The following is a 22,893-nucleotide window of genomic DNA, read 5'->3' on the forward strand; positions in this document are numbered from 1 at the left end:
CATGCTCACTTCTTCCAGCGTGCCAGATAGAAGTGGGCGAGCTCGTCCGGCGTCACCGGCAGGTCGAGTTCCGCGTTGAAGGCATAGGTCCGGCCGTAGCTGAACAGCGGCACCATATAGGCCTGCTCGTTGATGCGGGCGAGCGCCTTGCCGTAAAGCTCCTTGCGCTTCTCCGGGTCGACGCTGGTGTCCGCCGCCTGCAGCCAGTCGCGCACCTGCTCGTCGCGGGCATAATCGTCGATGCTGAACTTGAAATAATTGCTCACCGAGGCCGAGGCATCGAGCACGCCCTGCGAGCCCCAGCTCAGATGCGCCACCTCGGCCTTGCCCTCCTGCAGGATCGGGCGCAGCGCCCGCCACTGCAGGTAGCGCAGATCGGTCTTGATGCCGACGGCGCGCAGATAGTTCATCACCGCCTCGGTGTAGGGCCGGTCGCGATAGGCGTAGATCGGGATGGTGAAGCCGTCGGGATGCCCGGCCTCCTTCAGCAGCGCCTTGGCCTTGGCCGGATCGTAGGCATATTCCTCGGTCTTGGTGTCGCAGCCGAACTGGCGGGCGTCGCACATGAAGCGCAGCACCTCGGAGCCCTCGCCGACGAGCTCGCGCGAGATCGCCGCCCGGTCGATGGCGTGGAACATCGCCCGGCGGACGCGCACATCCTTCATCGGGTTGTCGCCGGAACGCCCCGCCGCGTCGAGCGAAAGGAACGACATGCGCGTCGTCGGCGCGGCCTTGACCGTGACGCTCGGCATCGCGGCCAGCTGCTTGGCGTTCTCGGACGGCACGCCCCAGATCCAGTCGAGCCCGCCGGTGACCAGCTCGGCGAGCTGCGTGTCGGTGTCGGGGATGGTCTTGTAGATCAGCGTGCCAATCGACGGCTTGCCCTTCGGGCTATCGGCGAAATAGGCGTCGTTCTTGACCAGCGTCACCGAGGAGCCGGATTTGAACTCCTTGAGGTTATAGGGGCCGACGCAGACCGGCTGGACGGCGCCCCAGTCGCGCCGCGCCTTGCCGCCGGTGTTGACCGTCGGCGCCTTGTCGTAATGCCCTTCGGGATAGATCGGCGTGATGCCGGAGAAGTATTCGATCGCGGCCGGCGTCGGCGCCTTGGCCTTGAAGATCACCGTATCGGCGCTGGGCGCCTCGACATTCTCGATCCAGTCGACCAGCAGGCGCGTGACGACGCCGCTGTCGGGTTGGCGGGCATGGTTGTAGGTGTAGGCGACGTCGGCCGCCGTCAGTTCCTTGCCGTTCGAGAATTTCAGCCCCTTGCGGAGCTTGAACTCGAGAGTCTTGTCGTCGATCCAGCGATAGCCGGTCGAGAGCAGCGGCTTGTATTCGCCCTTGATCGGGTCGCGATACATCAGCGTGTCGCACATCTGCTGCGCGATGATCACGACCTCGCGCAGGTTCTGGTAGTAGAGATCGACCGTGTCGACCTCGCTGGCCGAGGCGAAGACCAGCGTGTCGTCCGCCTTGCCGGCCTGGGCCGCGCCGGCCCCCAGGCCGAGTGTCGCCGCGACGGTCAACGCCGCCGCCATGCTCCGAGTCGTCATCATCGTTCCCCTCCGTCCCGTTTCAGGATCAGTCTCCACGCCCGCCCATCTCCTCATGACCGGGCGTGATCTTTTGCGACCTTCTCAGACTGCGGGCCTCACCGGCAATCTGATCGTCGAATTCGTTGTGGCGCCACGATGCAGCGTCAGCTTCGGCGGCCGGCCATGCGGCACCTGCCCGCAATGATCGGCATCGGCGCCCGCGATCGCGATGCGGATGCGGCTGCCTGCCTTGAAGGTCCACGACGTCGGCAGCAGCGCGAAATGCAGGCGCTGCGGCTCGCCGACCGGCATCGGCGCGGCGTCGGCCCGGGTGAAGCTGCGGAACGGCCAGGTCGTGCGATGCTCCGGCGGGCACTCGCTCTCCTTGCGATGCAACGCCCGCAGCAGCCCCTCGGTGACGTAGCGCACGGTGGCGTCGGCCTCGACCTCCGAAAGATACACGAAAATCGCGGCGTCGGGCTCGCTCGACGAAACAAGCAGATCGGCGATCACATGTCCCGAAACCTGCCAGTCCCGCTCCAGCGGCGCGGAATCGTAGCGCAGCATCGCCTCGTCGCGGCCCTGCCAGTCGATATAGTAGTCGCGGCTGTCGATCGCGGCGATGCGCTCGTAGCGGGTCTGGCCGCCGGTGCCCTTGCTGAAATCGACTTGATACCCGTCCGCGCCCGCGGCGCCGGCCTGCGGCGAGAGGCGCGCACCGTCGTCGAAATGCAGCGTTTCGCTGGCTTCGATCGGCGGCCAAGCGGCCGCCTCCTGCCAGGCTTCCTCATGCATGGTGTAGTAGTGGATCGGCGCCTCGTCGCGGAGCCCGGTGTCGAGCCCCATCAGGTACTCGTCGAAGAAGCGCAGCACCTCGCCGACGATCGGGAAATCGGGCTCCACCTTCGGCCGCCAGGGCGAGCAGTCGATGCGCGCGCCATGGTCCCAGGGGCCGAGCAGCAGATGGCGCTTCGGGTTCGGCAGCGTCAGGAAGCGGCTGATCGAGCCGTTGGCGTAGCCCGCGCCGTCCATCCAGCCCGAAACCGAATAAACCGCCACCTCTGGATCGATCCCATCATAGAAGCCGTAGGGGCTGAACTTCGCGGAGGTGAATTCCGGGTCGTAGGGCAGCGTGTCGCCCTTGAATTTGAACTCGGTGATGAAGTCCGGCATGTGGAAATTGCCGATATGCTCGGTGATCGCCTGCCGGCAGAGCGCCCCGTCCGCATCCTCGTCCACCGGCTGCGGGCCGGCATAGTTCGGGTTGGCGTAGTAGGCGATGTTCTTCAACAGGTCGCGCCGGTCGTGGTCCATCGCGATCATCAGGTCGTCATAGACCCGCGCCAGCTCCTTCAGCAGAATGCCGCCCGGATAGTAATGGTCGGAATAGGTGTCCCAGACCGCAAACAGCGGCGCGATCGCCTTGACCGCCTTGTGGCCGGTGCTTGCGAGGAAGTCGGACGCCGCGCCGAGATAGGACACGCCGGTGGCGCCGATCGCCCCGTTCGACCAGGGCTGCGTCACGATCCAGTCCGCGATGGCGCGGCAGTCCTCGCGCTCGCGCGGCGAACGGAAGCTGTCGCGCGTGCCGAAGCTCGCCCCCGTGCCGCGCACATCGATCACCACCAGCGCATAGCCGGCGGGTACGAAATTGTCGCGATAGCGGAAGGAACCGGGCGTGACCTCGTCGCCCTTCGTGGAGTCCGCCAGCGCGAAGCGGCGGTAATAGGGGGTGAAGATGGTGATCGCCGGAAACGGCCCCTTGGCCGCAAGGCCTTCCGGAGTCTGCGGCAGGTAGACATCAACGGCGAGCCTGCAGCCGTCAGGCATCGCCACATAGTGCGAGAAAGGCTTCTTCGAGACGCCGTAGGGGCGCTTCCGCTCCTTCAGATAGGCCCAGGGAGTCACCCGCCAGGCTGGATTCTCGGTCCCCATCACAATCGCCCGTTTCATACCATTCCAGTTTGAAACACGAGCGTCGCAACACTCGACATATGCGTCAAATGCGTAATAACGAATCAATAGTGCCTTTTTCACATAAGGGCGGCGTCGAATGCTGGGGTTGCGAGGTTTGGAGGCGCTGCGCGCCTTCGTCGAGGCCGGAACGGTATCGCAGGCTGCGGTCCGGCTCGGACGTACCCAGCCGCAGATCGGGCGGCTGCTCAGCGCGCTCGAGGCCGAGCTCGGTTTCCAGCTCTTCGATCGGCACAACAAACGCCTGACGCTGACCGCCGAAGGCCGCGAGTTCTACCAGCATGTCGAGCGGCTGCTGCAGGGCCATGACGGACTCGAGCGCTTTGCCTCCCAACTGCGCCGCGGCGGACGCCACCACATCCGCGTGCTCGCCGCGCCGCATGTGGCCGAAGCGATCGTCATCGATGCGGTGGCCACGCTGTCCCGGAGCGACCCACGCTTCACGGCCAGCGTCGATTCGCGGGTTCGCATCGACATCGACAACTGGCTGGGCCAGGAGCATTTCGATCTCGGCATCACCGTTCTCCCGATCAGCCATGCCGGTTTCGAGACCGAGGAATTCTTGCGCATCGAGGCCGTGGCAGCCATGGCGGACAGCCATCCGCTAGCGCGGCTGGAGGCGGTGACGGTCGCGGACCTCGCCAGCACCAGCTTCATTGCCACCCACCGCCGCTCGCTGATCCAGAAGGAGATCGAGCGCCAGGCGGACGAGACAGGAGTTGCGCCTGATTCGCGCTTCGAGACGCAGAGCGGCATGATCGCATGCCAACTCGCGGCGCGCGGCCTCGGCTGTTGCGTCGCGGACCCCTTCGTCGCGCATTCGAGCGGAACGCCAGGCTTGATCTTCCGGCCGTTCCGCCCAGCCATCGAACTGCGCTACGGCTTCGTTTTCCCCGCCTGGCAAAGCCGCTCGCGATTGGGACGGGAACTTTCGGGCGCGATCGCAGAGCGCGCGAAAGCGCTTTGGGGCACGATCAGGACGTCTTTCGGTTAATCTGCCGAGCCGGAGGCTCGGGATGATAACCCGCCCGATGAGCCGATTGCCGGATTGAAGGTCCGCTCATCGACACCAAATCGGGAGCATCCAGATTCTTTCGATGTCGCGCGAGCGTTGTTCTCGTAGCCAATGCGTTAGCCTTTCGGAGTGGCAGGCAAGATCGTCTTTGCTGGCCGCTCCGTTCTGAGGCGCGCAATGTTCCGCGCTGCGGTGCGCTTCCCTGCTGCTGGAAGGCATGCGATTGCCGTCAGGAGCCAATGTCCGCCCATGGCGCAACGTTCCAGAACGTGCGGTGGTCATCCGCTCATTTGGCATAGATCGACGCTGCGATGAGGGTGCCGGTCTGGACGGTAGCCACGAACAGCTCTGCCGCTTCAAGGGCAATCGCGTCTCCCGCCGAGACGTGATGCGCGGTGCCGGTTAGACAAAGGTGGGCGTCTTCCTTCACGGCATAAAAAACATGGGCGCCCGGTCGAAAATCTGCACTGCTCCCTGCGCCCATGGCCGTCATTCCACCGGTAGCCTCGGATCGGTTGATCATCAGATTGAGGACTTTTACCGGTCCATTTTCCAATCGGCTGACAATCTTCAACTCGCCGCCATACTGAACCGGCTTCAAAGCCTCGGACAGGTCGATCGTCGCTGAGCCCGCGTCGAGAAACAGGCCTTCGCCTTCTACGACAACCTGATGGCGATCGTAGCAAGGGCGCGAGCGCGGGCCCGAAGACCACGGCCACCATCAGCACCGAGAGGATGACGACCCCGGCAATGCCCAGGGGGTTCCTCAGCAGGCGGCCGAGCCAGGGCGGCATGAGGTCAGTCATACTTGATGCGCCTGTCGACGAGAGCATAGGAGAGATCCGCGATCAGGTTGGCGAGCGCGTAGATCGCCGAGATGATCAGCGCGACGCACTGCAGAAGCGGCAGGTCCCGGTTCTGGATCGCGAAGATCATCAGCCGCCCGATTCCGGGATAGGCGAAGACCTCCTCGACGACGAGAATGCCGCCGATGAGGTAGCCGACATCGAGGGCGATGATCGTGATGGTCGGCAGCAGGCTGTTGGGGAGCGCGTGGCGCCAGAGCACGGCGCGGTGCGAGAGCCCCTTGAGCCGAGCCGTTCGGACATAGTCGCTCTCGAGCACTTCGACCATTTCCGACCGGGTCTGGCGTGAGATATGGGCGGTCATGACGATGGTCAGCGTCACCGCAGGCAGGACGAGATGGCTCAGGAAGGCGGCCACGCCGCCTTCGGCGACCGAGACATATCCCCCGGCAGGAAACAGGCCGAGCTCGGGGCGGGTGAAGATCACCAGCAGCAGCGTGGCGGTCACGAACTCGGGCAACGAAACGCCGATATAGGACCCGACGCTGACCGCGACGTCCGTCGGCCGCCCCTGCCGGTCGGCGGCGAGGACGCCGAGGGGGATCGCTACGATCGTCACCAGAATGAGCGCGACGGCCCCCAGCACCGCAGAGCGCGCGAGCGCCGTCAGCGTCAGGTTGAGGACAGGCTGTCCGATCGCCAGCGAGGTGCCCCAATCGCCTCGAAGAATGCCACCCAGCCAGTCGCCATATTGGACGATGCTCGGCCGGTTCAGCCCAAGCTTGATGACGAGTTCTTCGATCTGCCCGGGCGCGGCATGCTCTCCCAAGATCATCTGGGCAGCGTTGCCCGGGAGAATTTGGGTAACAAAAAATATCGCAGCCGAAATGAGAAATAGCGTAACAATGATGTAAGCTAATCTCTTGAGGATAAACTCTGCGGACATCCTGTTCTAAATTCCCCTGCGTCGTCAGGCCGCCTCAAATCAAGGGCGTTCTTATGCCGACTAAGGCAGGTTAGAAGCATTCAATCCGATCTCAAGATGGTTTCTCGTTATGTCGTTATACGATCAGGTTATAAGCGAGCCGACGAGCGAGAAGCACTCCTATAGGCATCTTCGATTGGTTGTGGCTCGCCATTGCTTGCAGCATGTCGGAAGGGACACGCAGACGAGCGCTCGGATGCGCGAAATCCGTTCCCCAGGCCTGCAACGCCAGTTCGGCTTGAGTGTCGACGTGCGCACCGAAATTCTCGATAGCCCCGTTCTGGTCGATGCCTAGATCGGCCAGCGGGCTAACAAGACAGGACAGCTGAACTTCAGCTCCTCGATCGCTTTTGCGAGCGGCAGCGAATGACTGCTTTGCCGCAGTATGGGAGGTAATCAGCGGGTGCCGATACGCAGCCCGAACACCTTCGGAATCGCGGCAGCCGCGCGCATCGCCACCGAGGGCGTCTCGCGGCGTTCGTCCGCCTCCTCGCAGCCGATAATGCCCCAGCGCACGAAACGGCCTCCGACAACCCGGAAAGGCTCCGGCGGCAGCGCGGACAGCTCTCGGCGGCAAAACGGAAGATTGGCCCATTCATCCTGCTCGCCGAGGACGAGCGAAGCGAGAGATTGTCCGCCGATATAGGTGGGGTTGACGCCATGGCCGGAATAGCCGCAGCCATAATGCACGCGCGTGCTGGGCAAGGTCCGGAAAAACGGCAGGCGATCGGACGAGACGTCGAGGCCACCACCCCAGATCCTGGCCACTCCGACATTGCCCAGGCCGGGCAGAAGTCGCCGCAGGCCACGCTCAGCCCTGGCGGCCGATGCCGCATCCTGCGTCAGGATGGGGTCGACCGCGTTGCCATTGTAGCTGATCGGGCCCGAGCCCGATCCCATCAACACACGCCCGTCGATGGTCGTGCGGAAATAATGCACGAACATGCGCATGTCGGCGAGGCCTTGCTCGCCCGTCCAGCCGATCTCCTCCAGCTTCTCAGGCACGGGCTCGGTCATCAACGCATAGCTTGAAAAGACGCTGACATAGGGTTTGATCTCGCGACGGCTGGCGAGACCGGTATTGGTGGCGAGAACGACGTCGCGTGCGAGAATCTGCCCGCCCGGCGTCCGAAGCCGGTTCGGCGAGCCGCTGTCCAGACCGGACAGAGGCGTGTTTTCGTAGATCGTGACGCCTGCCTCGATTGCGGCGCGGCGCAATGCCCGGGCGAGCCGGGCCGGGTGCACATTGGCACCTTCGGGAAGGTAGATGCCGCCGCGGAAGACGGGCGACTTGCAATAGGCCGCGACTTCCGCCGGCGAGAGCGCCCTGGCGGTGTCGGAAACTCCCAGCCGTTCGGCCGTCTCGACGGCGGCTGCGACCTTGGCGTCCTGCGCAGGACAGGTGGAGATCCGGACATTGCCGCTTTCACGCCACCAGACGTCGCGCCCCGGCGCGGTCGCGAAGCGGCGGATGGCATCTTGCGCCTTGGTGCCGGCACGGGCGACGGCGAGCGCGGCATCGGCGCCGAGCGAGGCTTCTATCCCGCCGAGCGAACCCCAGTAGCCATGGGTCTTGCCGCCATTCTTGCCGCTCGCCCCCGAGCCGCAGAGCGAGGCCTCGATGAGCACCACGCTCAGTCCAGGCGCGCGCTCGCGCAGAGCCAGCGCCGTCCATAATCCCGTGAAGCCGCCGCCGACGATGGCGACATCGGCCGTGATCTCACCGCTGAGCGAGGGGGACGACGCCACGCCGCCCTCCGCCTTCAGAGCATCGGTGAACCACCAGGACGGATCACCTGGGAGCATGCTGGGAACAGCAGGATCTCGTGACATGTCGCAACCGATTTTCTTGAAGAAGGACGTGGAAAGGCGCGGCGCCTGCGGCGCCCCTAGACGAGCGCCTGAACCTGAACCTCGACCAGGATGTCGTCGGCCGCGAGCCGGGCCTCGACCGTCGCGCGCGCCGGCGGCTGCTCGGGGTCAACCCAGGTTTCCCAGACGGCGTTCATTTCGTTGAACGTGCCAACATCCTTCAGCCAGATATTGGCCGTGACGAGACGGGTGCGGTCGGTGCCGGCCATCGCGAGGTAGGAATCGATCTGGGCCAGAATATCGGCCGTCTGCTCACGCACGCCGCCGCTGCGGTCCTTGGCGGTCAGCCCGGAGAGGAAAGCGAAGCCGTTCGCAATCAGGACCTTGCTCAGGCGGCCGGTGACTTCATGACGGGTGATCATTGTGCCTCTGTTCGTTGCGCGAGTGGAAGAAGACCGGCGGGGCGGAACCAACCGCCGCCTACCGCTTAAAGATGTGCCTCTCTGATGCGGATGATCCAGACCAGCTTGGCCTCTTCGCTGCTGCGATTGACCAGGTGATGCGGGATGCTGCTCTCGAACTGGAAGCTGTCGCCCTCTCGAATCTCCGCCACGGCGTTGCCGACAGCCAGCTCCACCCGGCCGGAAAGGACGTAGCCGGCCTTGTCGCCCGGCCCGGTCAGGACGTCGTCGCTGGTCGCTCCCGGCGGCAAGGTCAGGATCATGAAGCGGAGCTGATTGTTATCCTTCGGCGACAGCAGCTCCTTGGTCAGGAGGCCGGGTCCGACGACGAAGCGCGGACGGTTTTCCCGGCGGCGCACGAAGGTTGGTTCGTCATTCGTCTCCGGCTCGCGCTCGAGGAAGGCCCAGAGATTCACCCCGAGTGCGCTCCTCAGCTTCTGCAGCGTGCTGATCGAGGGGTTCGAATTGCCGCGCTCGATCTGGCTGATGATCCCGGCGGACAGCCCCGCCTTTGTCGCCAGTTCGAGGATCGTGAGCTTCCTGTCGGTGCGGAGCGCGCGCAGCCGCTGCCCGATCTGGGCGGCGTCATCATCGGAGGGCGCCGGATCGGTCGCGACAGAGAGAGGCTTCGGCATGCAGGGAAATCCAGTAAAGTGAAAACAGACCATAGTGAAATTCATTGAAGGGCGCAATTGCCTTGATGCGATATTGCCCTCAAACAAAATTATCAAACGATATCAGCGATATTAGAGACCTCGCGGCGCGGCACCCCTCACGGGACACCTCAATCCCTTGACATCGAATTCAACATAGTGAAGCAATGTTCACGAAGCCCCGGAGAAGGTCGCCTTGGGAGGCTCGAATGCCGCAGTTTCGCAGATGCCTTCCGGGAAAGGCGTCGCTGTCGCCGACATCGCTGTCAAATCGGCATGCCCGCCGCAGCGCCGGGGTTCCTCCTGCGCTTGCTGGCCTCCGGAGTTGTGACCCGTCCAGATGGCCAGGCGAAACGGCTGCCGCTGCGCGGCCGGAGAACTCGATCATTTCCAACGATATCAAGGGGATTGCGATGACCATCTCACGCGCTGCTGCTCTGTTGCTCGGCCTTGCTGCCGCAACTCCTGCCTTTGCCGGAAAGGCCAACGACACGCTCACCGTGTCATGGGATCGCGAGCAGACCACCCTCGACGTCTATTACTTCACGGATCACTCCGGCCTCACCCTGATGAACAACGTCTGGGACGGGCTCGTCGATCGGGATCCCAAGACCGGGGAGTATGTCGGCAATCTCGCCACGAGCTGGAAGTGGGAGAGCCCGACCAGCCTCCTCTTCGAGCTGCGGAAGGGCGTCAAATTCCATAACGGCGAGGATTTCGACGCCGACGACGTCGTCTACACGATCGACTACGTCAAGGATCCCAACAACAAGATCCTCCTGGTGCAGATGGTCAGCTGGATCGACGCCGTCGAGAAGGTCGATCAATACACCGTGCGCATCAAGCTGAAGCGCCCGTTCCCGGCCGCGCTGGAATATCTCACGCTGGGCGTGCCGATCTATCCGGATCAATACTACAAGAAGGTCGGCACCGCCGGAATGGGCAAGAATCCGGTCGGCACCGGTCCCTATAAGGTCACCTCGTTCTCCCCCGGGCGCGAATACGTGATGGAGCGGAACGACGCCTATTTCACAGGCGGGACGAAGCCCAAGGCGCGCATCAAGCGGGTCGTCGTCCGGACCCAGAAAGACCTCAACCTGATGATGGGCGAGCTGATGACCAAGCGCGCCGAATTCCTGTGGCGGCTGACACCGGACCAGGCCGACCAACTGGAGAGCATCCCCACCATCCGGGTCGAACGCTCGCCAACTCTGCGGGTCGCCTTCCTGACCTTCAATGCGCTTGACCCGCAGTCGCCGCTCGCGCGCCCCGAGGTCCGGCGCGCCGTCGCCCATGCGGTCAATCGCGACGCGATCGCCAAGAATCTCATCCGTGGTGGAGCGGCCACGCTCAAAACCGTCTGCGCGACCAAGCAGCTTGCCTGTCCCGCACCGGGGGTCGACTACGCCTATGATCCGGCCAAGGCCAAGGAGCTTCTCGGCAAGGCGGGGCTCCCGGACGGTTTCGAGACCTCGATCGGCTCGACCTCGGACCGCTTCATCACCGAGGCGGTGATCGGCGACCTCCAGCGCGTCGGTATCCGCGCCGCCATGAACTTCAACGTCTGGGCTGCCTTCCGCGACAAATGGGTCAAGCGCGAGATGCCCCTCTTCCACGCCTCGACCGGTTTCTGGGGTATCAGCGACGCCTCGATCGCCTTCGGGACCTATTTCGGCGAGGCGCCGCAGGACCTTTCGCGGGACCCGGTTGTGACCGAGGCGATCCGCAAGGCTGACGGCACGCAATCTGTCGAGGAGCGGACGAAGTTCTACAAGGAGGCGCAGGACCGCATCCTGGATCAGGTCTATTGGCTGCCTCTCGTTGAAATCGTCAACAATTACGCTTTCTCGAAAGAGCTCGATTTCACGCCGTCTCCGGATGAGATCAACCGCTTCTACCGCGCTTCCTGGAAGTGATCTTCATGAAGCTTTCGATCGGCCCCAATTTTGAGGGAGGTTCGCATTGGCAAGTTTCGCGCTGAAACGAATCCTCGTTGCCGTCCTGGTCGCCTTCACGGTCTCGGTCGTGTCGTTCACCGTGCTGCGCCTCTCGGCCGATCTCGCCCAGGCGCTGGCCGGTGAGGGCGCAAGTTCCGAGCAGGTCGAGCAGATCCGCATCAGCTATGGTCTGGATCGGCCGCTTGCGCTGCAATACCTCGACTGGCTCGGGAACATCATCCGCGGCGATCTGGGGGAATCGTACTACTTCAAGCAGCCGGTCTCGGCGCTGATCCTGGAACGCGTCCCGGTCACCTTCACCGTCGCGACGCTGGCGATCGGGCTGGCCCTGCTGCTGGCGATCCCGCTCGGCATCTGCGCGGCACTGAATCGAAACAGCTGGCTGGACCGGCTCTGCCTGACGACGGCGGTGGTCGGCCAGGCGGTACCGAGCTTCTGGCTCGCGCTGATGCTGATCTACATTTTCGGCCTGCACTGGCAGCTGCTGCCCTTGTCGGGAAGCGAGGAGTGGCAGGGCTTCATCCTGCCGATCATCGTGCTCGCCTATTATGCAATGCCGGCGATCATGCGCCTGACGCGGGCGGGGATGATCGAGGTGCTGCATGCGGACTACATCCGGACCGCGCGCGCCAAGGGGCTGAGCCTCAGGGCCATCGTCACAACCCATGCCCTGCGCAACGCGCTGATGCCGGTCGTGGCGCTCGCTGCGGTCCAGTTCGGCTTCCTGCTCGGGGGCTCGACGGTCGTCGAGACGGTCTTCGCGCTGCATGGCGTCGGCTATCTCAGCTGGGAATCGATCCAGCGAGCCGACTTCCCCGTCGTCCAGTCGATCGTGCTGATGTTCTCGATGATCTTCGTCGTCCTCACGCTGGCGTCGGACCTGTTGAATGCCGCAATCGATCCCCGGGTGCGCCTGCAATGACCGATATGTCTCTCTCCGGGCCGTCATCGGCCTCGGTGCTGGGCGCGCGCGCCAGGCGTTGGCTGCGCAACACCGGCGCGAGCGTCGGCGGCGCGATCGTCCTCCTCGCCGTTCTCTGCGCGGTCGCGGCGCCGCTCCTGGCCCCGTATGATCCTTATCTCCAGGACCTGCCGATGCGGCTGAAGCCGCCGGTCTGGGCAGCGGAAGGCAGTTGGGCCCATATGCTGGGGACCGACCAGCTCGGCCGCGATTATCTCAGCCGCCTGATCTACGGCAGCCGGATTTCATTGCTGATCGGCTTCGGCACCGTCCTGATCTCAGGCTCGATCGGTATCCTGCTGGGCATGCTGGCCGGCTTCTATGGCGGCCGCCTGGATCTGATGATCTCCTTCTTCATTACCGTGCGGCTCGCCATGCCGATCGTTCTGGTCGCGCTCGCCGTTGTCGGGCTGATCGGAAGCTCTCTGACCGTCGTGGTCGCTGTTCTCGGCCTGCTGCTATGGGATCGCTTCGCTGTGGTGACGCGGGCCACGGTCATGCAGTTGCGCGACAGCGAATATATTATCGCAGCGCGCTCCTATGGCGGTTCCGATGCCAGGATCATGCTGCGCCATGTGCTGCCGAACATCCTGGGTCCGATCCTGGTCGTGTTCACGCTCGAAATCGCCCACGCGATTCTGCTCGAGGCAGCGCTCTCGTTCCTGGGGCTCGGTGTTCAGCCGCCGCTTCCATCCTGGGGACTGATGATCGCGGAAGGGCGGAACTACGTCTTCTTCACGCCCTGGGTGATCACGATTCCCGGTGTCGCGCTCGTGGTCCTGGTGCTCGGCATCAACCTGCTAGGCGACGGGCTACGCGACCTGAGCTCGCCGAGAGACGCTGCCGACTAAACCCCAGACATGTCCAGCCCGGCAAGTTGCCGAGGATCTGATGCCTTCCGAGTGGCCGATGCCGCGCCACGAATGACCGAAGAAGAGGAACGCCGAAATGATTGAACATGCGATGACGGAATACAAGAAGCGGGTGAGCGAGGTTCGCGGCGGGTCGAAGGCCCGCCCGCGGGATCCCAACGAGCGTCGCGCACAGTTCGAGGCCTATGCCGACATCTTCAAGGAGCCGTATCCGGCGAGCATCACCGTCACCAACTGGTTCATCGCCGCGCCGGGGCGCGAGATTCCGATCCGGATCTACAGCCAGAAGACCGACGAGAAGCAGCCGACGATCGTTTACTTCCATGGCGGCGGCTATATGTCCGGCAGCCTCTACACCCACGATACGGTGGTTGCGAACCTGGCGGCCGGCACCGGCGCCCAGATCGTCGCCGTCCATTATCGCCGGGCTCCGGAGAACCCCTATCCGGCTGCGGTCGATGACGGCTTCTTCACGCTGCAATGGCTCGAAAAGTACGCCGATCGCTACAAGATCGACCTCGATCGCCTCGCGATCGCCGGTGACAGCGCGGGAGGCGGCCTGACCGCGGCCATCTCGATGATGTCGCGTGATCGCCAGGGGCCGAAGCTGGCGATGCAGGTTCTGCTGTATCCCGGCCCGATGAACACGAATATCGAGACCGACAGCTATGTCCGGATCAACCACGATCCGCAGTTCAACAAGAACGACCTCGAATTCTATCTGAAGGCCTATCTGTCGGATAAGCTCGACACCAAGGATCCTTATGCCGTGCCGCTGCAGGCCACGAACTACGCCGATCTGCCGCCGGCCTTCATCCATGTCGCCGAGCTCGACCCGCTTTACGACGAAGGCCTGCTCTACGGCGAGCGGATGAACGCGGATGGCGCGAAGGCCGAGGTCCGCGTGGCCAAGAACCTTGAGCACAGCTTTCTGCGTGCCGTCACGGTGTCGCCCGAGGCCCGGGAAGAAGCGGCCTATCTCTACGCCGCGATCAAGCGTGGCCTGAGGATCGGCTGAGCGATCTTTGGGGCGGGGCAAGGTTTCGACGCCGCCCGCCCCATTGCTCAATGCTGGACAGCACCTCGCGCCGCGGTCCACGGGTCGGCCCCAAATCCCGTGTCACCCCCGGATCTGGTCTTCAGCATGGCTGCGGATCTGAACTGAATGTCCGGTTTCTGGTGATGGTCAATGTCCGCTCCTGGCGCTTGCGCCTCTTACAATACCCGACCAGCCTCAGTCGGCGCGTCCCCGAGCCTCGACCATCCATAGCGCAACCAGTTTCTCGTTCTGGACCACGTGAAGGACGTCATGCAGGTTGATGGTGGGGTCGCAGTGCGGAACAGTGCACTCGACAACCGTGCCGATCGGCAACGCAGATTGTCCTTCCGACGCAAGGACGCGGCCGAATTCGTCGCCGCACCATTCGATCCGTCCGACCAATTCTCCGTTCAGGAAGACGCGCGGCGGCGGCCCGTCGAGCGCGAAGCTCTTGCTGCCGCCATCGGTAATGGCGAAGCCGAGGGAACTGTGCCCGATCACGGTGACGGCGATGCGCAGCGCCGGCTTGAACTCCGGGCCGCCTCGGCCATGCATGTCGACGCTGCTATAGGCTTCATCCATGAAGACATAGGAGCCGGCCTGAATCTCGGTCAGTAAATGATCCTCGCCGTCGAGGAGGTGGCTTCCAGTCCCGCCTCCCGAGACGATCTCTGGTGCCAGGCGGGCCTCCCGCAGAGCCTTGATCATCGACGCCAGCAACCTGCCCATCTCTTGATTGGCGGCGCGACGCGCGATGAAGTCGTCGATATGCTGGACACGGCCTTGATAGGCCTGGACACCGCGATAGCGCAGCCCGTGCAGCCCAGAAACGAGCCTCGCCAGTTCGACAGCCTCAACCGGCGTCGCGACGCCGCTGCGCTTCAGCCCGACATCGAGATCGACCAGCACATCGAAGGCGGTGCCGTGCCGCTGTGCTGCCTCCGCATAGGCGGTGGCGAGATCGGCTCGGTCGACGACGACGCCGATACGCCCGCCCGCGGCGGCTGCGCGCGCCAACGCCTCGATCTTCGCAGGGCTGGCGATCGGGGCGCTGAGCAGGAGATCACGCACGCCGCCCTCGAACAGCGCAAGCAACTCGCCTGGCTTGGCGCAGCAATTGCCGAGCGCACCTGCTGCCATCTGCCTGCGCGTGATCTCGGCGCATTTGTGCGATTTCGCATGCGGTCTCAGGCTCAATCCGGCCTTCCGGCAGGTCTGGGCCATCAACGCAATATTGTGCTCGAACAGATCGAGATCGAGTACGGCGGCCGGCGTCTCCAGCCGCGCGCGGCTGCCCTCCTCGCCGACGAGTTTCTTGTTGAGTGCAGCCGCGCCGAACAAGGTCCTGCTCATGTCCTCGTCTCCACAAGCGCAGCGCGGCGGTGAACCGTGGCGTCGTGATCGATGCTCACGCCGTCGGCGGCAAAGACCACGCCGTAATCGCGCACAGCGCCCTCGGACGTGACCTTGCCCTCGCGCAGGTCGTCCTCAACGCGGATGGGATCGCGGCGCAACGCATCGCCAGAACCGCCGCCACCAGCGCCGATCAGGCGGAAGACATCGCCGGCTCGCGCCGTGAAGCTCTCCATCGGCATGGTGGGCAGGCCCTGCTCCGTGCCATCCGCGCGGATCAGGACATGGGCCGAGGGCGCGCCAGGGCGGCCCCCCTCGAAACCGAAGGGCGGATGGTCGCGCCGGTCGCCACGCAGCACGAAGCGGACCGGTGCGAGGAAGCGGAACTCGCGGATGAAGGAGAGCCCGCCGCGGAACTCGCCGGGCCCACCCGTATCCGGCACGAGACCATAGCGCAGTACCTCGACCGGCATGTCGGCCTCGATCATCTCGACCGGCTGGTTGGAGAGATTGGCGGCGGGGTTGGAGATGCCCTCGATGCCGTCCTTGCCGGCGCGTGCGCCCCAGGTGCCGACCACCATCTCGTTGAGCACGAAGGGCCGGCCCTCATGCGTGCCGCCGGCGGCGAGCAGATAGGGCCCGCCCTCTGAACCGCCGATGGCGCGCTCCGGCACGATTTGCGCCAGTGCCTGCATGATCGCATCGAAGACGCGATAGCCGACGACGCCGCGCGCCCCGCAGGCAGCCGGATAGCGCGGATTGACAAGGCAGCCCTCCGGCGCCCTGACCGTGATCGGCCTGAGATAGCCCTCGCAATTCGGGATGTCCTGCTGCGACAGACAGCGTATGGCGCAGAAGGAGGCCGATTCCGGCAGCGAGATCGGGCAGTTGATCGAGGCGGCGACCTGGTCGGCGGTGCCGGAGAAATCGATGTCGATCGTGTCGTCGGCGACCGTGACGGTCGCGACGATCGGCAGCGGCTCAGGATTCTCGCCGACGCCGTCGATGTAATCGGTCGCGCGGTAGACGCCGTTCGGCAGGGCGCGGATGACCTCGCGCATCATCGCCTCGGCATGGTCGTGCAGCGCGTCGATATAGGTGTCGAGAATCCCGGCCCCATACCGGGCGACGAGCGTCTTCAACCCTTCCTCGGCTACATTGCAGGCGGCGATCTGGGCGCGGATGTCGCCGAGCACCTCGACGGGCGAGCGCGTGTTCGCCTCGAGGATGCGGAACACCGCTTCGACCGGTTCGCCTGCGTCGTAGAGCCTGAGCAACGGGATGCGCAAACCTTCCTGCTGGATCTCCGTCGCGTAGATCGCGACGCTGCCGGGCACGATGCCGCCGAGATCGGTGTGATGCGCCACCGTCGCGGCAAAGCCCGAAAGCCGGCCGCCGACGAAGATCGGCTTCAGGATGTAGATATCCGGCAGATGCTGGCCACCCGAACCATAGGGATCGTTGGCGATCAGGATGTCGCCTGGTTTCAGGCCGTCGCCATAGCGCTCGCGGACGAAGCCCATGATCCGCGGGAAGGAGCAGAGCTGGATCGGCAAGGTCAGGCCCTGCGCGATCACCCGGCCCTGTGCATCGCAGAGCGCGGTGGAATAATCCATGATGTCGCGCACGACGGGCGAGTAGGCAGAGCGCATCACGATCAGCGCCATCTCGTCGGCGGTCGAGGCCAGCGCGTTGCGGATGACTTCGAGGGTGATCGGGTCGATCTCGCGCATGCTCATGCAGCCTCCAGAGCGATGTCGATATTGCCGGCCTCGTCGAGCCTGGCGCTCTGGCCGGGTCCGACCACGCAGGTGCAGTCGTATTCCTCGATGACGAAGGGTCCGCGCCGCGCCGTGCCGTCGAGATCGGCCCGGCCGATCACAGCGATGGCCGCAGCCGGCGCGCCTGCAGCGAAGGAGACCGGCCGGTCGGTCCGGCGCATCGGCGCTTCCCCGGCGAATTGCTGGGGCGGGGCGACCAGCGGCAGGCGCGCCGTCAGGCGGGCATTGACGAGATGGACCGCGTCCTTCTGCGAGCGATGGCCGTATGTGCGCTCGTGCTCGCGGTGGAACAGCTCGCTGAGCTCGGCGATGTCGAAGCGTCTCGCCGGAACAGTCAGTTCATAGGCCTGGCCGACATAGCGCAGGTCGGCGGCATAGCGGAATTCGGCCTGCCCGAGATCGTAGCCTTCGAGCGCCAAGATACGGCGGGCATCGGCGCCGAGCGCGGCGAAGAGCTGCTCCAGCCCGGCATCGTCGAGCTCGCCCGCCCGCCGTCGCGAGGGCCGCACGAACTCCTGCTCGACATCGGAGCGCAGCAGGCCGAGCGCGCTGAAGACACCGGCGGCGCGCGGGACGATGACGCGGCGGATGCCGAGCGCGCGCGCGACCTCGGCCGCGACCACCGGGCCATTGCCGCCGAAGGCGACCAAAGTCGCCTGGCGCGGATCACGGCCCCGATAGGTCGAGACCGCCTTGACCGCCCGCGTCATGGTGGTGACCGCCAGCGTCAGCACGCCACGGGCCGTCTGCTGGAGGTCGAGGCCGAGCGGGCGCGCGACCTGGTCGTCGAGCGCTGCGCGGCCCGCATCGGCCTGGAGCGGGAAGCTGCCGCCGGCGAGCGCGACGTCGTTGATGTAGCCCAGCGTGAGGAAAGCGTCGGTCAGCGTCGCCTGTCGGCCGCCCAGCCCATAGCAGACCGGTCCCGGATAGGCGCCGGCGCTCTGCGGGCCGACCGAGACCTGGTTCATCCGGTCGATCGCGACGATGCTGCCGCCACCGGCGCCGATCTCGGAGACGTCGATGAAAGGCATCTTGATAGGGTAGCCGCCGCCCTTGACCAGCTTGCTCGACAGGTTGATGCCGGCGCCGACCTCGTATTCGGTGGTGCGGGCCGGCTCGCCATGCTCGATCAGCGCCGCCTTGGCGGTGGTGCCGCCCATGTCGAAGGAGATGACGCTGGGCTCGTCGCTTCCGGAAACCAGCCGCGCGCAGGCGATGACGCCGGCTGCCGGGCCGGATTCGACCAGCGAGGCCGCGCGCTTCACCGCCGAACCCAGCCGCATGATGCCGCCGCCGGAATGCATCATCTCGACCTGACAGGTGACGCCGATGGAGGCGAGCCGCGCCGTCAGCGCGCTGGCGTAATTGCGCACGACCGGGCCGATATAGGCGTTCACCACCACGGTCGAGGTGCGCTCGTATTCGCGGATCTCCGGCAGGATCTCCGAGCCGCGGCAGATATAGACGCCCTCGCCTAGCTCGGCGCGCAGGATGCCCTCGGCCTCGATCTCGTGTTGCGGGTTGGCATAGGCGTGGAGGAAGCTGATCGCGACAGCCTCGACGCCTTCCTCGCGGAAGCGCTGCGCCGCTGCGACGACATCCTCCCGCGAGAGCGGCACGCGCACCGCGCCATCGGGACCGAGACGCTCGCTGACCTCGAGACGCAGGCGTCGCGCTGCCAGCGGCTTCGGCTTGTCGTATTGCAGGTCGTAGAGCACAGGGATGCGCAGGCGGCGCATCTCGAGCACGTCGCGGAAGCCGGCCGTGGTGAGGAGCCCGGTGCGAGCGCCCTTGTATTCGAGGATGGCGTTGGTCGCGACCGTGGTGGCATGAACGATGCCGGTGATGCGGTCGGGCGTGGTCTGGTAATCCTCGACCAGCGCCTTCAACGCCTGAGCGATGCCGCGGCTGTAATCATCCGGGGTCGAGGGCACCTTGCGGGTCTCGATCAGCCCGTCGTCGCGCGCGACGACGACATCGGTGAAGGTGCCGCCGATGTCGATACCGATCCGGTAGCTATGCTGCGCCATGGATGTCTTCCCGGGTTTCTGGGGTCGCCACATCGGCACGCACGGGCAACGGCGTGCGTCGGCCGGCGAGGCCTTTGGGCACGGCGGCGATCAAGGCTTGGGTGTAAGGGTGCTGCGGCCGGTCGAGCACGTCGAGGCAAGGGCCCTGCTCGACGATCGCGCCCTTTTGCATCACGACGATACGGCTGCACAGCGTGCGCACCAGCGCGAGATCATGGCTGATGAAGAGCAGCGTCAGCCCGAGTTCGCGGGTCAGGCGAGAGAGAAGATTGATCACCTGCGCCTGCAAGGAGACGTCGAGCGCCGAGACCGGCTCGTCGGCGATCAAAACCTCCGGCTTCATCGCCAGCGCCCGCGCCAGGCCGATGCGCTGGCGCTGCCCGCCGGAGAGTTCATGCGGCAGGCGCGGCCCGATCTCGCGGCCGAGCCCGACCAGCGTCAGCAGGTCGACGATCTCGCTCTCTCGTTGCGGCTTGGGCACGCCGTGCAATGCCAGCGTCTCGCCGAGGCAGCGGGCAACGCTCTTGCGCGGGTTCAGCGCGCTGCTCGAATCCTGGAAGACCATCTGGACACGCCGGCGCCATGGCCCGGCATGGTCGCGCATCAACTCCGTCATCGACTGACCGTCGAGCAGGACCTCGCCCGAAGTCGGCTGCGCCAGCCCGACTGCGAGGCCCGCCAAGGTCGATTTGCCCGAGCCGCTTTCGCCGACGATGCCGACGACATCGCCGCGCATGACATCGAGGCTGACATCGTGGAGCGCGACGAGCCGATTGTCGCGCCTGCGCAGACGATCGAGCAGCCCGCCCTGCGAGAAGGATTTCGAGACGCCGCGCAACGAGAGGACCGGGCCGGTCATCGCGGCCTCCAGCAGGCAGTGCGGTGCCCGGCCTCAGTGACCAGCGCCGGCATCTGGCTGGCGCAGGGCTCGGCGGCATCGGGGCAACGCGGCGAGAACGGGCAGCCGGCCGGTAGGCGCCCGAGCCGCGGCGGCGCGCCTTCGATCGCCGTCAACGGGCCGACCGGGCCGGACAGGCTCGGCACACAGGCCTTGAGCAGGCTGGTATAGGGATGGCGCGGAGCGCGCTCGATCGCCTCGACCGGCCCATCCTCCACGACCTTGCCGCCATACATCACCACGACGCGGTCGACGATCTCGGCGACGAGCTGGAGGTTGTGCGAGATGAAGACGACGGCGAGGCCGAGCTCGCGGCGCAGTTCCGCGATCAGGTCAACGATCTGGGCCTGGACGGTGACGTCGAGGGCCGTGGTCGGCTCGTCGGCGATCAGGAGGCGCGGCCGGCAGGCGATCGCCATGGCGATCAGCGCGCGCTGGCGCATCCCGCCGGAGAATTCGTGCGGATAGGAGGCAAGGCGCCGGCCCGCATCGCGGATGCCGACGCGCTCCAGCGCTTCCGCCGCGATATGCCTGGCTTCGGCTGACGATACGTCATGATGCGCGCGCACCACATCGGTGATCTGGCGGCCGATAGTCAGCGCCGGATTGAGCGAACTCTGCGGGTCCTGGAAGACCATGGCGATGTCGCGTCCGCGCAGCGCCCGCATGCGCTTCTCGTCAGCGGCGAGCAGGTCCTCGCCATCGAAGACCACCCGGCCGCCGGTGACGCGCGCAGGCGCGCCGAGCAGGCGCATCACCGCCAACATGCTGAGGCTCTTGCCCGAGCCGGATTCGCCGACGATGCCGACGGCTTCACCGGGCGCGACGCAAAAGTCGACGCCGCGCACGGCCTCGACCACACCGCCATCGGCGGAGCGGAAGCCGACGCGCAGGCCCTCGACGCTGAGCAGGGCCGGGCTCATGCGACCAGCGTCCTGGCTTCGCTGCGCGGGTCGAACAGGTCGCGTACCGCATCGCCCAGCAAGTTGAAGCCGATCACGGTCAGCGAGATGGCAAGCCCCGGAAACACGGGCAGCCACCACTCGCCAGAGTAGATCGCGCTGCGGGCATCCGAGAGCATGGTGCCCCAGCTCGGCTGTGGCGGCTGCACGCCGAGGCCGACGAAGCTGATCGAGGCCTCGATGACGATGCCGATCGCGACCAGCAGCGTGCCTTGCACGATGATCGGCGAGAGGCAGTTCGGCAGCACGTCGCCAATGACGATCTGCCAGTGCGAGGCGCCCTGCAGGAAGCGGGCGCGGACATAGTCGGCCCCGGCGATGCGCTTGGCCACCGCGTAGGTGACGCGCGCGAAGACCGGAGAGAACAGGCAGCCCACGAGCGCGACGATCTTGACCTCGTTCGGCAGGAGAAACGGGCCGAGCGGCATCGGCCCGACGCCGAGGATGCCGACGATGGCGATCGCCCAGACCAGCAGCGGGATTGAGGCGACGCCGTCGACGATGCGCATCACGATCTGCTCGCCGAGGCCGCCCTTGTAGGCGGCGAAAACCCCGGCGGAGACGCCGATCAGTCCGCCGATCAGCACGGCACCGATCCCGACAAAGAGAGAGGCGCGTGCGCCGAACAGGATGCGGCTGAGGATATCGCGCCCGCCTTGGTCGGTGCCGAGCCAGTGCCTCATGTCGGGCGCGGCCAGCCTGTCCTCGATATTGAGCGCGAGCGGGTCGTAAGGCGCGATCAGCGGTGCGAAAATCGCGGCGAGCACGATCAGCCCGACGATCCCGGCGCCGAGCCAGCCGCTCCAGTCGAGGCCATGCAGGGCTTTGCGCAGGCTGCTCATGCCGTCGCCCTCTGGCGCGGATCGAGCACTCGGTTGATCAGGTCGGCGCCGAGATTGGCGAAGACGAAGATCGCGGTGAACAGGAAGACGATGCCCTGCAGCAGCAGGAAGTCGCGCTGCGAGATCGCGTTCAGCAGCGCACGCGACAGGCCGGGAATGTTGAAGACCTGCTCGATGATCAGCGCCCAGCCGAACATGTAGCCAAAGGACAGCGCCGCGAGGTTAACCACCGGCGGCAGCGCGTTGACCAGCGCGTAGAACACGACCTGCCGGGAGGAGAGGCCCATGGCCCGGGCGGTGCGGACATAATCGCCGCGCAAGGTCTCCTGCAGGCTCGCCTGCGTCATCCGCGCCAGCACGGCAATGTAGTAGACCGCAAGCGAGAGCGAGGGCATCAGGATACTCTGCAGATGCAGCGACAGGCCGGCCGAAAGCGGGACATAGCCGCCCGGCGGCAGCAGGCGCAGATCGACCGCGAGGAAGCGGATCAGCACGATGCCGAGCCAGAAGGCCGGGATCGACAGGCCCAGCACCGAGGCGAAGCGGCTCACCCGGTCGAAGGCTCCGCCCGGCTTGAGCGCGGCGAGCACGCCGATGCCGATGCCGAAGACGAGCGCGATCAGAAAGGCGAAGAGCACGATCGCCAGCGTCACCGGCAATGCATCGACGATCTCGTTCGCGACATCGCGGCCGGTGACGAAGGACTTGCCGAAATCCCCATGCGCGACATCCCCGAGCCAGGCGACATATTGCGCCAGGAAGGGGCGATCGAGGCCGTGTGCCTGCTCGAACTGCACGATCTGCTCGGCGGTCGCATCGGCCCCGAGCACGATCCGGGCCGGGGAGCCCGGACCGGAGCGCGTCAGCGCGAACAGCGCGAGGCCGACGAAGAGCAGCGTGCCGATCGAGGAGACGATGCGGCCTGCGACGAGGCGGAGCATGAGCGATCAGGC

At 65.5% G+C, this 22,893-nt stretch carries 18 protein-coding genes and 2 pseudogenes; 6 read left to right on the forward strand and 14 right to left on the reverse strand.

Translation table 11 applies throughout. The features are described from left to right. Positions 1 to 5: 5 nt before the first annotated feature. Both ASE61_RS22490 and ASE61_RS22495 read right to left on the reverse strand, forming a co-directional pair. Entirely contained in the window at positions 6 to 1,556 is a 1,551-nt protein-coding gene (locus ASE61_RS22490; protein ID WP_200959678.1) for an ABC transporter substrate-binding protein, read from the reverse strand. An 84-nt stretch (positions 1,557 to 1,640) separates the two neighbouring features. Beyond that, complete coding sequence (locus ASE61_RS22495; protein ID WP_061970770.1) at positions 1,641 to 3,491, reverse strand: CocE/NonD family hydrolase; 1,851 nt, start codon at positions 3,489 to 3,491, stop codon at positions 1,641 to 1,643. 100 nt (positions 3,492 to 3,591) lie between these two features. Between ASE61_RS22495 and ASE61_RS27625 the strand changes: the two are divergent. Then, positions 3,592 to 3,720 (forward strand): annotated as a pseudogene (locus ASE61_RS27625) (LysR family transcriptional regulator); the annotation flags it as partial. Between the two features lie 156 nt (positions 3,721 to 3,876). Further along, positions 3,877 to 4,506: a LysR substrate-binding domain-containing protein gene (locus ASE61_RS22500; RefSeq protein WP_244492988.1), complete on the forward strand. Its 630-nt coding sequence runs from the start codon at positions 3,877 to 3,879 to the stop codon at positions 4,504 to 4,506. A gap of 307 nt (positions 4,507 to 4,813) precedes the next feature. On the opposite strand, the pseudogene ASE61_RS22505 reads toward ASE61_RS22500, so the two are convergent. From ASE61_RS22505 to ASE61_RS22530, 5 genes and pseudogenes are all read right to left on the reverse strand, one after another. Then, positions 4,814 to 5,203 (reverse strand): annotated as a pseudogene (locus tag ASE61_RS22505) (HutD family protein); the annotation flags it as partial. A gap of 122 nt (positions 5,204 to 5,325) precedes the next feature. Next, the gene (locus tag ASE61_RS22510) at positions 5,326 to 6,279 is read right to left on the reverse strand and encodes an ABC transporter permease (protein WP_061970776.1); all 954 of its coding nucleotides are present in this window, start codon (positions 6,277 to 6,279) and stop codon (positions 5,326 to 5,328) included. A gap of 435 nt (positions 6,280 to 6,714) precedes the next feature. Then, complete coding sequence (locus tag ASE61_RS22520; RefSeq protein ID WP_244492989.1) at positions 6,715 to 8,067, reverse strand: NAD(P)/FAD-dependent oxidoreductase; 1,353 nt, start codon at positions 8,065 to 8,067, stop codon at positions 6,715 to 6,717. Between the two features lie 140 nt (positions 8,068 to 8,207). Beyond that, positions 8,208 to 8,552 carry a RidA family protein gene (locus tag ASE61_RS22525; protein WP_061970782.1) on the reverse strand — a complete coding sequence of 115 codons (345 nt, stop codon included), beginning with the start codon at positions 8,550 to 8,552 and terminating at the stop codon, positions 8,208 to 8,210. Between the two features lie 65 nt (positions 8,553 to 8,617). Beyond that, positions 8,618 to 9,226, reverse strand: coding sequence for a cupin domain-containing protein (locus ASE61_RS22530; protein ID WP_061970784.1), 609 nt, complete (start codon positions 9,224 to 9,226; stop codon positions 8,618 to 8,620). A gap of 431 nt (positions 9,227 to 9,657) precedes the next feature. On the opposite strand from ASE61_RS22530, the gene ASE61_RS22535 reads away from it, so the two are divergent. The 4 genes from ASE61_RS22535 (at position 9,658) to ASE61_RS22550 (ending at position 14,053) form a co-directional block, all read left to right on the forward strand. Next, the gene (locus tag ASE61_RS22535) at positions 9,658 to 11,160 is read left to right on the forward strand and encodes an ABC transporter substrate-binding protein (RefSeq protein WP_061970786.1); all 1,503 of its coding nucleotides are present in this window, start codon (positions 9,658 to 9,660) and stop codon (positions 11,158 to 11,160) included. A gap of 46 nt (positions 11,161 to 11,206) precedes the next feature. Beyond that, on the forward strand, positions 11,207 to 12,124 hold the full coding sequence (locus ASE61_RS22540) for an ABC transporter permease (protein WP_061970788.1): 918 nt from the start codon (positions 11,207 to 11,209) through the stop codon (positions 12,122 to 12,124). Beyond that, positions 12,121 to 13,014 (forward strand): ABC transporter permease, encoded by an 894-nt coding sequence (locus ASE61_RS22545; RefSeq protein WP_061970791.1) that lies wholly within the window; start codon positions 12,121 to 12,123, stop codon positions 13,012 to 13,014. The genes ASE61_RS22540 and ASE61_RS22545 overlap by 4 nt, the downstream gene beginning before the upstream one ends. Positions 13,015 to 13,111: 97 nt before the next feature. Next, entirely contained in the window at positions 13,112 to 14,053 is a 942-nt protein-coding gene (locus ASE61_RS22550) for an alpha/beta hydrolase (RefSeq protein ID WP_061970793.1), read from the forward strand. Between the two features lie 216 nt (positions 14,054 to 14,269). Here the strand turns inward: ASE61_RS22550 and ASE61_RS22555 are convergent, their stop codons facing one another. From ASE61_RS22555 to ASE61_RS22585, 7 genes are read right to left on the reverse strand one after another with little or no spacing between them, the layout of a single operon-like run. Then, complete coding sequence (locus tag ASE61_RS22555; RefSeq protein ID WP_061970795.1) at positions 14,270 to 15,427, reverse strand: DSD1 family PLP-dependent enzyme; 1,158 nt, start codon at positions 15,425 to 15,427, stop codon at positions 14,270 to 14,272. After that, positions 15,424 to 17,166, reverse strand: coding sequence for a hydantoinase B/oxoprolinase family protein (locus ASE61_RS22560; RefSeq protein WP_082617654.1), 1,743 nt, complete (start codon positions 17,164 to 17,166; stop codon positions 15,424 to 15,426). The genes ASE61_RS22555 and ASE61_RS22560 overlap by 4 nt, the downstream gene beginning before the upstream one ends. Beyond that, positions 17,163 to 19,238 carry a hydantoinase/oxoprolinase family protein gene (locus tag ASE61_RS22565; RefSeq protein ID WP_061970799.1) on the reverse strand — a complete coding sequence of 692 codons (2,076 nt, stop codon included), beginning with the start codon at positions 19,236 to 19,238 and terminating at the stop codon, positions 17,163 to 17,165. The genes ASE61_RS22560 and ASE61_RS22565 overlap by 4 nt, the downstream gene beginning before the upstream one ends. Beyond that, complete coding sequence (locus ASE61_RS22570; protein WP_061970801.1) at positions 19,225 to 20,097, reverse strand: ATP-binding cassette domain-containing protein; 873 nt, start codon at positions 20,095 to 20,097, stop codon at positions 19,225 to 19,227. The genes ASE61_RS22565 and ASE61_RS22570 overlap by 14 nt, the downstream gene beginning before the upstream one ends. Further along, positions 20,094 to 21,059 (reverse strand): ABC transporter ATP-binding protein, encoded by a 966-nt coding sequence (locus tag ASE61_RS22575; RefSeq protein WP_061970803.1) that lies wholly within the window; start codon positions 21,057 to 21,059, stop codon positions 20,094 to 20,096. Before ASE61_RS22575 ends, ASE61_RS22570 begins: the two co-directional genes overlap by 4 nt. Next, positions 21,056 to 21,940, reverse strand: a complete 885-nt coding sequence (locus ASE61_RS22580; protein WP_082617655.1) for an ABC transporter permease — start codon at positions 21,938 to 21,940, stop codon at positions 21,056 to 21,058. The genes ASE61_RS22575 and ASE61_RS22580 overlap by 4 nt, the downstream gene beginning before the upstream one ends. Then, on the reverse strand, positions 21,937 to 22,881 hold the full coding sequence (locus ASE61_RS22585; RefSeq protein ID WP_061970805.1) for an ABC transporter permease: 945 nt from the start codon (positions 22,879 to 22,881) through the stop codon (positions 21,937 to 21,939). The genes ASE61_RS22580 and ASE61_RS22585 overlap by 4 nt, the downstream gene beginning before the upstream one ends. Positions 22,882 to 22,893: the final 12 nt, after the last annotated feature.

The sequence above is a fragment of the Allobosea sp. Root670 genome (genome assembly GCF_001429415.1).
GTDB classification, from domain to species: domain Bacteria; phylum Pseudomonadota; class Alphaproteobacteria; order Rhizobiales; family Beijerinckiaceae; genus Allobosea; species Allobosea robiniae.

Coding starts and splice junctions, on each gene's coding strand:
- ASE61_RS22510 (WP_061970776.1), bottom strand. CDS start 6,279: ATGTCCGCAGAGTTTATCCTCAAGAGATTAGCTTACATCATTGTTACG.
- ASE61_RS22580 (WP_082617655.1), bottom strand. CDS start 21,940: ATGAGCAGCCTGCGCAAAGCCCTGCATGGCCTCGACTGGAGCGGCTGG.
- ASE61_RS22575 (WP_061970803.1), bottom strand. CDS start 21,059: ATGAGCCCGGCCCTGCTCAGCGTCGAGGGCCTGCGCGTCGGCTTCCGC.
- ASE61_RS22545 (WP_061970791.1), top strand. CDS start 12,121: ATGACCGATATGTCTCTCTCCGGGCCGTCATCGGCCTCGGTGCTGGGC.
- ASE61_RS22495 (WP_061970770.1), bottom strand. CDS start 3,491: ATGAAACGGGCGATTGTGATGGGGACCGAGAATCCAGCCTGGCGGGTG.
- ASE61_RS22555 (WP_061970795.1), bottom strand. CDS start 15,427: ATGAGCAGGACCTTGTTCGGCGCGGCTGCACTCAACAAGAAACTCGTC.
- ASE61_RS22525 (WP_061970782.1), bottom strand. CDS start 8,552: ATGATCACCCGTCATGAAGTCACCGGCCGCCTGAGCAAGGTCCTGATT.
- ASE61_RS22565 (WP_061970799.1), bottom strand. CDS start 19,238: ATGGCGCAGCATAGCTACCGGATCGGTATCGACATCGGCGGCACCTTC.
- ASE61_RS22530 (WP_061970784.1), bottom strand. CDS start 9,226: ATGCCGAAGCCTCTCTCTGTCGCGACCGATCCGGCGCCCTCCGATGAT.
- ASE61_RS22585 (WP_061970805.1), bottom strand. CDS start 22,881: ATGCTCCGCCTCGTCGCAGGCCGCATCGTCTCCTCGATCGGCACGCTG.
- ASE61_RS22560 (WP_082617654.1), bottom strand. CDS start 17,166: ATGAGCATGCGCGAGATCGACCCGATCACCCTCGAAGTCATCCGCAAC.
- ASE61_RS22550 (WP_061970793.1), top strand. CDS start 13,112: ATGATTGAACATGCGATGACGGAATACAAGAAGCGGGTGAGCGAGGTT.
- ASE61_RS22490 (WP_200959678.1), bottom strand. CDS start 1,556: ATGACGACTCGGAGCATGGCGGCGGCGTTGACCGTCGCGGCGACACTC.
- ASE61_RS22570 (WP_061970801.1), bottom strand. CDS start 20,097: ATGACCGGCCCGGTCCTCTCGTTGCGCGGCGTCTCGAAATCCTTCTCG.
- ASE61_RS22535 (WP_061970786.1), top strand. CDS start 9,658: ATGACCATCTCACGCGCTGCTGCTCTGTTGCTCGGCCTTGCTGCCGCA.